The organism is Lutibacter sp. (genome assembly GCF_041596795.1).
In the GTDB taxonomy this organism is placed as follows: Bacteria; Bacteroidota; Bacteroidia; order Flavobacteriales; family Flavobacteriaceae; genus Lutibacter.
On record NZ_JBFHHX010000131.1, the window covers coordinates 1 to 9,079 of the forward strand.

The window sequence follows — 9,079 nt, forward strand, 5'->3', positions numbered from 1 at the left end:
AATGCTTTATATGCTTATGTAATTGTATATGAAAAACCTGAAAATGAAGATTATTTACGAAATGAAATTAATGAATTAATTGGAAGAACAATTGGTCCAATTGCAAAGTTGGATAAAGTTCAGTTTGTACCAGGTTTACCAAAAACACGTTCAGGAAAAATTATGCGTAGAATTCTACATAAAATTGCTGAAAATGAAACGTCTAATTTAGGTGATATTTCAACATTATTAAATCCGGAAGTTGTAGAAGCAATTAAAGAAGGATCATTAGTAAAATAGTTTTTAAGTTATAATAAAAACGCTCTCAAATTTTGAGAGCGTTTTTTTATCAATCCTTTATGGTTTCGGTATCAAAAACTACAAATCGGGTTTTTTTAATACATTTAGTTTTTTGTGTAAATTTTCTAAGTAATATTTCCAAAATTATAGATAAGATGTATGTCTAAAAAAAGAATTCACCATTAATTTTGAAGTTCTTATTTACTATAAAAAATATTTAAATATTATTTCAAAAACAAAAACTTTAATTGTTTTCTACTTTTAGTATCCATTAAAATATAGCCAATATTTACAACAAAATGGCTGATTAATACCGCTATAACTGCACCAGAAATTTCATATTTAGGAATTAAAATTATTGATAGCAATAAATTACAAATGCATCCAATAGTAAATCTATATACGTTTTTTTCAATATGATTTGTTAAAATTAGGTGTTTTTCAAAAATCATTCCTATAAAAATAAATAACGGAGCCCAACTGAAAAGTTTTAATGAGTTATTAATTTTAAAAAAACTTTCATCAAAAAACTCAATTAAAATTGTAAAACTAAATATGTGATAAAAAGCAACAATAAAAATGCCTATCGCCAACATATAAATTGTTAGCAAACTAATTTTTTGATAATACTCTCTAATACTGGTTGTGTAAGATTCTGCTAATGAAGGAAATAAGGCGTTAATTAAAGAAAAACCAATACTCCAAGTTAGCGTTATTATTAAATAATAAATGGTTGAATAAAATCCATACGATTCGTCACCATGATAATATTTTAAGATAAAATCATCAGTAACAATATATATTAGAATTATAAAGTTTGAAAGCATTAATGGGAAGGAATTTTTTAATAAATAAACTGCCATTGATTTTGAAAGTACAAGATCTTTAAAATTAAAAATATTCTTAGCTTTTACAATTGCTAAGTAAACAATGTTTTGAATTAAAAAATCTAAAATTATAAGTGAAGCAAAATATTCAATTCCAAATTGATTTTTAACTCCATAATATTGGAGTAGTAGTACAATTACTAAACTTAAAGTTTTACTTATAAATACAAATTTTGTTTGCTTTATTGCGTGAAAATAATATTCAAAAACATCAAAAACGCGTACCAAATAGCTAAAACAGATTAAAAGATATAACGTAAATAAATTATTATCTATAAAAAAATAAGTATAAATTAATATGATAAATAAAGCTAAAAGCCAACTAGCAATTCTTAAAAATAGCGCTGTTGCTACTATTAATTTTGTTCGTTTTGGGTAAAAAACTAGTTCACGAATGCATATTGCAGAAAGCCCTAAAAACATAAGTGGAGTAAAAAAGCTTATAAATGTTTCTGCAAACTTTAATTTTCCAATATTTAATACACCAAGTGAGGTAAAAATTTTTGGAACAATAATAATTGCAACCAATAAACTAGTAAGCTTTTCAGCAATAAACCATTTGGTATTTAAAAAATCTTGTTTGCTAAAAAGTTGACCCATATTTTTTGCTTCAAAGATAAAACTATTAAAGATTTTTCGTAATCTTTGTTATTAAAATTAATTAAGTGACTGCTGAATTTTTTAGACGATATTATATTCTTAAAATTGTTTCAAACCCAAAGTATTTTGGCATACATACGGATGAATTTGTGTCGTATAAAGAACTTCAGAAAGCTTTAGACGAAAAGTATGAGGATTTTAAAGAAAATACGTTTCTTGATAAATTAAAATTTAATAGTGAAAAGACATTACGGAGAGATTTAGTATATATAAAAGAGTTTTTTGGCGTTGAAATTAAGTTGAAAAGAAATTACGGATACTATATAAAAGGAGGAAAGCTTTCGCAAAAAATGGAAAATGTGTTTTACAGAATTGAACACTTGTTAATTAGCACAAAGGCAGCGGAAAGCAATGTTTTTATTAGTTTAGAAAAAGCAACCTTAAATACGCAAATAGATTTATTGAGTTTAATAAATGCTATTGAAAATAAATTTTTAATATATATATCTTATAAAGGTTGGTATGATGATAATAAATTTGAAAGAATTGATAAAAAACAATTTCAACCATTACATATTAAAGAAAAGAATAAAGCATGGTATTTAATAGCTTATGATATTAAAGATAAAGAGATAAAAACCTTTTGTTTAGACAAACGTTTAGATGAAATTCGAATTTTTAATAAAAAAGTTGAACATCCTATTAAATTTAAAGAGGAAGATTATTTTAAAAATTCAATTGGTATTTTAAGTGAAGATTTAAAACCAGAAAAAATAACTATAAAAGTAGCTAACCATCATTTAAAACATTTGTTAGCAAAACCAATTCATACAAGTCAAATTGTAATTGCTGAGGCAAAAGAAATGGACTCTAAGGAGCTTAATTACGAAAACCCTGATATGTGGGGAGAAATTGAAGTTACGTTAAAGCCTAATTATGAGTTTGTTATGGAGATACTTAAATACAATCAATGGGTAAAGATTGTTGCTCCAAAATCTGTTGTAAATTACTTCAAAGCGCATTTAAATTCTATAGTAAAATACTACCAATAAATATTTATTTAAATTAATTATAAATACCCAAACGGACTTTGTTTGTCCGTTTGAGGTAGGTACGTTTGTTTCTATATTTTAAAACAGTATATGGCAACATTTGAAATTAAAACCAAGCAAACTATTAATGTAAATGGTGAGTATGTTGATAAAGGATTATCAGTACAAGTAACCACCATGTTTGCAAACCCCTTTGATGAGGTAGAAAAAATACACAAAGCATTTATGCGAGTTCACGGTATCGATTTTAAAAAAGAAGGGTATTTAAGTCCTGGATATTTTGAGTATGAGAGGGTATGAGAAATGAAATATTAAATATTAAAATAGAATAGAAGATAATTTTAAATAAAGAAAAACAATTGAAAAAAAATTAAGTAAAAAAGCAGAGAATAAATTTAATTCTTACAAAAGCAGTGCAAAAGAAGAGGATATAAAAAAGATAAATTCAAAGATTGAAGGAATGAATAAGGGTGAGTTGAAAGAAGTTTGGGAAAAGGTAATGCAATTATGGGAACTTATAAAAGATCCAAATGCAGCCTGGGGAAGTAAAGCAATAGCAATTGGAGCTCTGTTATATACAATTTCGCCTATTGATGCTATTCCAGATATAATACCAATCATAGGTTTAAGTGATGATGCAGCAGTTATTTTGGCAGCAGTGGTTTCACTTAGCTCTGCTTTAGCTAAGTATTCTAAAGATGATTTAAAGAAAATTAGTTGAGATAACCATAATCTTGATTGTGTTTATATCCTATAAAATAAAAATTTATAAAAAACATTTGAAAAAGAGAAGACAGAAAAATAATTCAAGGGGTTGAATTATTTTTCTAAATAAAAAGAGTTGCGACGGCAACTCTTTTTTATTTTCATCACATTATTTGGTCTAATGTTGTTTTTTTAACTATCTATTTAAATAATAGTTAGTATTTATAAGATCTGTTAAATTTAAAATGTTGTTTTTTTTGTATTTATAAGTCAACTTTAAAAAAACATATGCGGTTAATAAAGCATCTCCTAAAGCAGTGTGCCTATCGTGCATTTTAATATTGTAAATTTCACACAATTCATCAAGACTAAAATGTTTGTGAAATAAATTTCCAGGAGCAATTTTTTTATGAATAAAATTAGTGTCTAATTGTCTGGATTTTATAGGTCCAATTTTTAATCTTTTTAAGGCTTCATTAATCATTGTCAAATCAAATTTAGTATGGTGTGCAATAATTACAGCATCATCTAAATATTCTAAAAACTGAATAAGTGCTTCTTCTTCACTCACTTTTTTTTCAGTTCCGTTTCTTCTAATTCCGTGAATTTTTACAGTTTCTTTATTAAATACTTCTTGTTGTATGTACACTTCAAAAGAATCTGAAACTAAAATTTTGTTGTTTTTAATGGCCACAGCACCAATACATAAAATTCGATCATTATCGTAATCAAAACCAGTAGTTTCAGTGTCTAAACAAACAAATCTAATGTTTTCATAAGAAGAATAGTTTCTACTATTTTTTACAGCATCAATATGTTTTTTCCAATAAATAGGATATTGTTTTTTCTTAAAAATATTGAACATAATTATGGAATTTGAGAAACGTTAAAACGTAATTTTAATGAATCTTGAATGTTTTTAATAGGTTTAAAACAACTCTTTAATTTCAAACGGTCAGATTTACTTAAATTATTAATATCAACAAATTTTCCACTATCGTTATTTGCTAAACCTTGCGAGGTTCTAAATTGTAATAAAATTTTAAAAGCGTTGGCGCATGATTCAAATAAATCTTTATTTTGAGATTCAATTTCCATCAGTTTTTCGTAACGCGCAATGGTATTGTTAACTGTAATGCCATGATGTAACGAAAATATTCTGGCAGCATCTACTAACGGCCTAATTGCTCTACTTTTAATATCAAAATGGTCTTTATTTTCGCCATCTTGTTCAACTAAAAACTGTTTAAAAAAGCCAAGCGGAGGAGGATTATCTAATGTAGCTTTGCTTAAAAAACCTAAAAATGTTTGTTTTTTAGAGATATATCTAAATACGCTTTCAGACATTTGGTTGTACAATTCCTTGTCTCCAAAAATATATTCAAAATCAAAAAAGATAATGCTCAATAAAATTTTATCTGATGTTGGAAATTTTACCCAATCTTTAAATTGTGCTTTCCATTCTTTTAACGATAAACACCACTTTGGATTGCTTGCCATAATGTTTGCAGGACAATATTCAAAGCCAACAATATTTAGTTTTTGAGTTATTAAAGTTGCAAATTTTGTAAAATAAGCTTTTACATTTTCATAATCTTCATCATTAACATTTTCAAAAACCAATGCGTTATCTTGATCCGTCATTAATAATTGCTCACTTCTTCCTTGGCTTCCCATTGCTAACCAGGCATATTTAACTGGCGGATCTTGACCAAGTTCTTTTACGGCAAGACGAATAATTCTTTTTGTAATTGCTATATTAATTTCCGTAATTACTTTAGTAATAAAATAAATTGGAATTTCTTGTTCTAAATAACCTTTTGTAAGTTCAGATGCTTTAGATCGTATGTATTTAAGTGTTTCGGCATCTTGAGCAGATTTAATTTCACGAACCAAAAACATTGGATTATTGGTTTGAGAAATATTTAAATCATGTTCGGCTAAAATACCAACTAATTCTGATTGATCAGTTCCATCTTTAGTAATACATATATGAGATACTTTATGTTTTAGCAAAGCAATTTGTGCCTCTGCAACTGTTAAATTTTCAGGAAAAGTAACAACAGGACTTGTCATTATCTTGCTTACATCATCATAAATGGTAAAAAGACCGGTTCCAATTTTTGTTCTAATATCTTTATCGGTTATAATACCAATAGGTATATGGTTTTCAGCAACAATTATAGAATTTATAATTTTCGAAGTCATAATCATACAAGCTTCTTTAATAGTGGTATTTAAAGAACAAGTAATTGGGTTTTTGCTGTATTTAGCCGATTGCGTTTCGGTAAAACTATTCTCAACTTTGTTAATAGAAGTAATATTGGCAAATAATTTTCCTTTGTGTTTTTCTGAAAATGGATCTCGTGTATTTGTAGCAAAACTGGCTATTAAAAACTGGCTAACTTTTGGATAATTTAAAATAATACTATTAAATAATTGAATAGGAACACCGTATAATATAGTTTCTTCATTGGCAGCAGCACCCATTAAATAATTTTCTTGCATTATTAAAGGACGCAAGCCAAATAAATCACCTTCATCGCAAATATCTAAATTATGTTTTTGGTTATCTACAAAACGGTATAATCTAACAGCGCCTTCATATATAATGTAGAAATGTTCATGTGGCGTGTCGTTTTGATTAAAAATAATCTGATCTTTTTCAAAGTATTGTATCTCTACACTTTTAGAAACATCCAATAAAGTTTCTTTTGATATTAAATTAAAAGGCGGATAATCTTTTAAAAAATCGAATATGCGTTCAGCAATTGTATTCTTCATATAGTTATTTAAATCTTTTTTAGCTCATTAAATACAAATGAGTAGTAGTCATTTCCATGAGGTACAAATTTATTTTTTTCTTTTGAAACTTCTTCAATTAACTTTTTTAGTTTCATTGTTTTTATTTCTGACACTTCTTCAACTTGGATTTTTAGTGAATTAAAATCAAAATTTATTCTACATATATATATATGGTGTAATTCGTTGTCAATTAAATTTATTTTATGAACTATTTTCTTTTTAAATGTACCTATATAATAAAGGTGTTCTTTTAAAACAGATAATCCAATTTCTTCTTCAATTTCTCTTATAGCTGAAACTAGTTGATTTTCTCCGGCTGAAATATGACCAGCAACAGAAACATCCCATAAATTTGGAAATACATCTTTATCTGCAGCTCTTTTTTGAATTAATACGTTATTGTTATAATCAATAATCCAAATATGAACGCTTGCATGAAATAATCCTAATTTATGCGCTTCTGATTTTAAGCAAGTTTTTCCCGAAACTTCATCGTTATCATTTAATATGTCTATGTATTCATCCATACCTCAAAAAATAAAAGACAGCCTAAGCTGTCTTTCTAAATTATTTAAAATAGCTAAATCCTTCTTTTGGGTTAATTTTTAATAAAGTTTCATAAATTAACCTAATTACGTTTTCAACATCGTCTTTATGCACCATTTCTACTGTTGTATGCATATAACGTAATGCCAAACTTATTAATGCAGACGGAACACCTCCGTTACTGTACGCAAAAGCATCGGTATCTGTTCCTGTTGATCTGGAAGAAGCCATACGTTGAAAAGGAATTTTATTTGCTTCAGCAGTTTCAATAATTAATTCTCTTAAATTATTTTGAACAGCAGGAGCATAACTTATTACAGGACCATTACCAGAAATTGTTTCGCCTTCTTTCTTTTTTTCAATCATTGGTGTTGTGGTATCATGGCAAACATCCGTAACTATAGCAACATTTGGTTTTATAGTTTGGGTAATCATTTCTGCACCTCTTAAACCAATTTCTTCTTGAACCGAATTGGTAATGTACAATCCAAAAGGTAATTCCTTTTTATTTTCTTTTAACAATCGGGCAACTTCGGCAATCATAAAACCACCCATTCTATTATCAAGCGCTCGGCAAACAAAATTATTTTTGTTTAAAATAAAAAATTTATCAGGATAGGTAATTACACAACCTACATGAACACCTAAAGCTTCAACTTCTTCTTTCTTTTTACAACCTACATCAATAAATATATTGTCTAAAGACGGAGCCTCTTCTTTTCCACCAATTCGGGTATGAATTGCAGGCCAGCCAAAAACACCTTTTACAATACCTTTTTTGGTATGAATATTTACAATTTTTGATGGTGCAATTTGATGATCACTACCGCCATTTCTAATAACATAAATTAATCCTTCTGGAGTTATATAGTTAACATACCAAGAAATTTCATCGGCATGACCTTCAATTACAACCTTAAATTCAGCATCTGGATTAATAACTCCAACAGCAGTTCCATAGTTATCCGTAATAAATGTATCAACATATGGTTTTAAATACTCCATCCATATTTTTTGACCTTCACTTTCATAGCCAGTGGGAGAGGCGTTGTTTAAATACTTTTCTAAAAAATCAATCGACTTTTTATTTAAAATTTTCTTACTCATATATAATATATTAATCAAGAGACGAAGATAGTAAAATGTTGTGTACCCATAAAATTTTACAATTTCTTTTACGTTTTAAATTAGATGAATAATTTTTTTAAATAGCAATTTGAATTATGTAATTTTGGAACTCTTTTTGATGGATATATTACTTATGAAAAAACACTTACATCATATTCTTATTTTAGTTATACTTATTATAGGTATACATTTAAATGCACAACAAAAGGGAGATTCAATTCCTTTGTCTGAGCAGTTTTTTGTTTTTGAAGGTGATACATTATTAATTGAGTTAGATGAAATAATGCTAATGAAAAAGGTAAAGTTTAAAACAGCCTATGATCAAAAGTATTATTATTGGTTTAGAAAAAAGGTTTTAAGAGCTTATCCTTATGCAAAATTGGCATCAGAAAGGCTAACCGTATTAAATCAAAGAAGAGAAGCTATAAAATCTAGAAGTAAAAAAAGAGAATATACTATACGAGTACAAAAATATATGGAAGGTGAGTTTACAGATCAATTAAAGAAACTTACAAGAACTGAAGGAAGAATATTAATTAAGCTAATTCATAGGCAAACAGGAGAAACTGCTTTTGATGTTGTTAAAGATTTACGAAGCGGATGGAAGGCTTTTTGGTATAATACAACTGCAAGTATGTTTAAATTATCACTTAAAGATAAATATGACCCAGCAAAAGTACCAGAAGATTATTTAATTGAAGACATTTTGCAAAGGGCTTTTTTGGCTGGTACATTAAAAGAGCAGCCATCTAAACTTAATTATGACTATATTAATTTAACAAAAAAGGAAATTGATGTCTCTTCAATAGTCAAAAAGAAGAAGTAATTTTTTTTAAAATTGCTATTGTATAATACAAAAAGATATCTTATCTTAGCAATCACCCTTTTTTTGAAATACAATTTCATATTTTTTTATATTTTAAATAGCTTGTAAACAGAGTCTTGCTAATTCAGATAAGATTTATTAAAAAAATAGTTTAGAAAAAGTTTGTTAGAATGGAAAAAAGGGTGGTATCTTTGCAGCCGCTAACGGTTAAAGGAGTTGGTTATAAGTTCAGGAACAGGTTAAGAATAGTG

Annotated in this window: 9 protein-coding genes and 1 pseudogene; 5 read left to right on the forward strand and 5 right to left on the reverse strand. The window is 27.2% G+C overall.

Annotation, left to right across the window (positions count from 1 at the left end; genetic code table 11):
- A pseudogene (locus ABY298_RS12865) lies at positions 1-279 on the forward strand (acetyl-coenzyme A synthetase); the annotation flags it as partial.
- A 224-nt stretch (positions 280-503) separates the two neighbouring features.
- On the opposite strand, the gene ABY298_RS12870 reads toward ABY298_RS12865, so the two are convergent.
- Positions 504-1,766, reverse strand: coding sequence for an oligosaccharide flippase family protein (locus ABY298_RS12870; RefSeq protein WP_372746465.1), 1,263 nt, complete (start codon positions 1,764-1,766; stop codon positions 504-506).
- A 65-nt stretch (positions 1,767-1,831) separates the two neighbouring features.
- Here ABY298_RS12870 and ABY298_RS12875 point away from each other — a divergent pair, with 65 nt between their 5' ends.
- From ABY298_RS12875 to ABY298_RS12885, 3 genes are all read left to right on the forward strand, one after another.
- Positions 1,832-2,818: a helix-turn-helix transcriptional regulator gene (locus ABY298_RS12875; protein WP_372746466.1), complete on the forward strand. Its 987-nt coding sequence runs from the start codon at positions 1,832-1,834 to the stop codon at positions 2,816-2,818.
- A gap of 90 nt (positions 2,819-2,908) precedes the next feature.
- Positions 2,909-3,118: a DUF6140 family protein gene (locus ABY298_RS12880; RefSeq protein WP_372746467.1), complete on the forward strand. Its 210-nt coding sequence runs from the start codon at positions 2,909-2,911 to the stop codon at positions 3,116-3,118.
- 160 nt (positions 3,119-3,278) lie between these two features.
- The gene (locus ABY298_RS12885) at positions 3,279-3,539 is read left to right on the forward strand and encodes a DUF1232 domain-containing protein (protein WP_372746468.1); all 261 of its coding nucleotides are present in this window, start codon (positions 3,279-3,281) and stop codon (positions 3,537-3,539) included.
- 180 nt (positions 3,540-3,719) lie between these two features.
- On the opposite strand, the gene ABY298_RS12890 is transcribed toward ABY298_RS12885, so the two are convergent.
- Genes ABY298_RS12890 through ABY298_RS12905 form a run of 4 tightly spaced genes read right to left on the reverse strand, consistent with a single transcriptional unit; the run spans position 3,720 to position 7,981 of the window.
- Entirely contained in the window at positions 3,720-4,388 is a 669-nt protein-coding gene (locus ABY298_RS12890) for a PolC-type DNA polymerase III (RefSeq protein WP_372746469.1), read from the reverse strand.
- Between the two features lie 2 nt (positions 4,389-4,390).
- Positions 4,391-6,307 (reverse strand): DUF294 nucleotidyltransferase-like domain-containing protein, encoded by a 1,917-nt coding sequence (locus ABY298_RS12895; protein WP_372746470.1) that lies wholly within the window; start codon positions 6,305-6,307, stop codon positions 4,391-4,393.
- Positions 6,308-6,315: 8 nt separating this feature from the next.
- The gene (locus ABY298_RS12900; protein ID WP_372746471.1) at positions 6,316-6,855 is read right to left on the reverse strand and encodes an NUDIX domain-containing protein; all 540 of its coding nucleotides are present in this window, start codon (positions 6,853-6,855) and stop codon (positions 6,316-6,318) included.
- A 40-nt stretch (positions 6,856-6,895) separates the two neighbouring features.
- Positions 6,896-7,981: a M42 family metallopeptidase gene (locus ABY298_RS12905; protein WP_372746472.1), complete on the reverse strand. Its 1,086-nt coding sequence runs from the start codon at positions 7,979-7,981 to the stop codon at positions 6,896-6,898.
- A 139-nt stretch (positions 7,982-8,120) separates the two neighbouring features.
- Between ABY298_RS12905 and ABY298_RS12910 the strand changes: the two genes are divergently transcribed.
- Entirely contained in the window at positions 8,121-8,828 is a 708-nt protein-coding gene (locus tag ABY298_RS12910; RefSeq protein WP_372746473.1) for a DUF4294 domain-containing protein, read from the forward strand.
- The last annotated feature ends 251 nt before the right edge of the window (positions 8,829-9,079 follow it).

Bases quoted from the DNA above. Each gene is read 5' to 3' on its own strand.
- ABY298_RS12870 (WP_372746465.1), bottom strand. From the start codon at position 1,766: ATGGGTCAACTTTTTAGCAAACAAGATTTTTTAAATACCAAATGGTTT.
- ABY298_RS12880 (WP_372746467.1), top strand. From the start codon at position 2,909: ATGGCAACATTTGAAATTAAAACCAAGCAAACTATTAATGTAAATGGT.
- ABY298_RS12885 (WP_372746468.1), top strand. From the start codon at position 3,279: ATGAATAAGGGTGAGTTGAAAGAAGTTTGGGAAAAGGTAATGCAATTA.
- ABY298_RS12890 (WP_372746469.1), bottom strand. From the start codon at position 4,388: ATGTTCAATATTTTTAAGAAAAAACAATATCCTATTTATTGGAAAAAA.
- ABY298_RS12895 (WP_372746470.1), bottom strand. From the start codon at position 6,307: ATGAAGAATACAATTGCTGAACGCATATTCGATTTTTTAAAAGATTAT.
- ABY298_RS12900 (WP_372746471.1), bottom strand. From the start codon at position 6,855: ATGGATGAATACATAGACATATTAAATGATAACGATGAAGTTTCGGGA.
- ABY298_RS12905 (WP_372746472.1), bottom strand. From the start codon at position 7,981: ATGAGTAAGAAAATTTTAAATAAAAAGTCGATTGATTTTTTAGAAAAG.
- ABY298_RS12910 (WP_372746473.1), top strand. From the start codon at position 8,121: ATGGATATATTACTTATGAAAAAACACTTACATCATATTCTTATTTTA.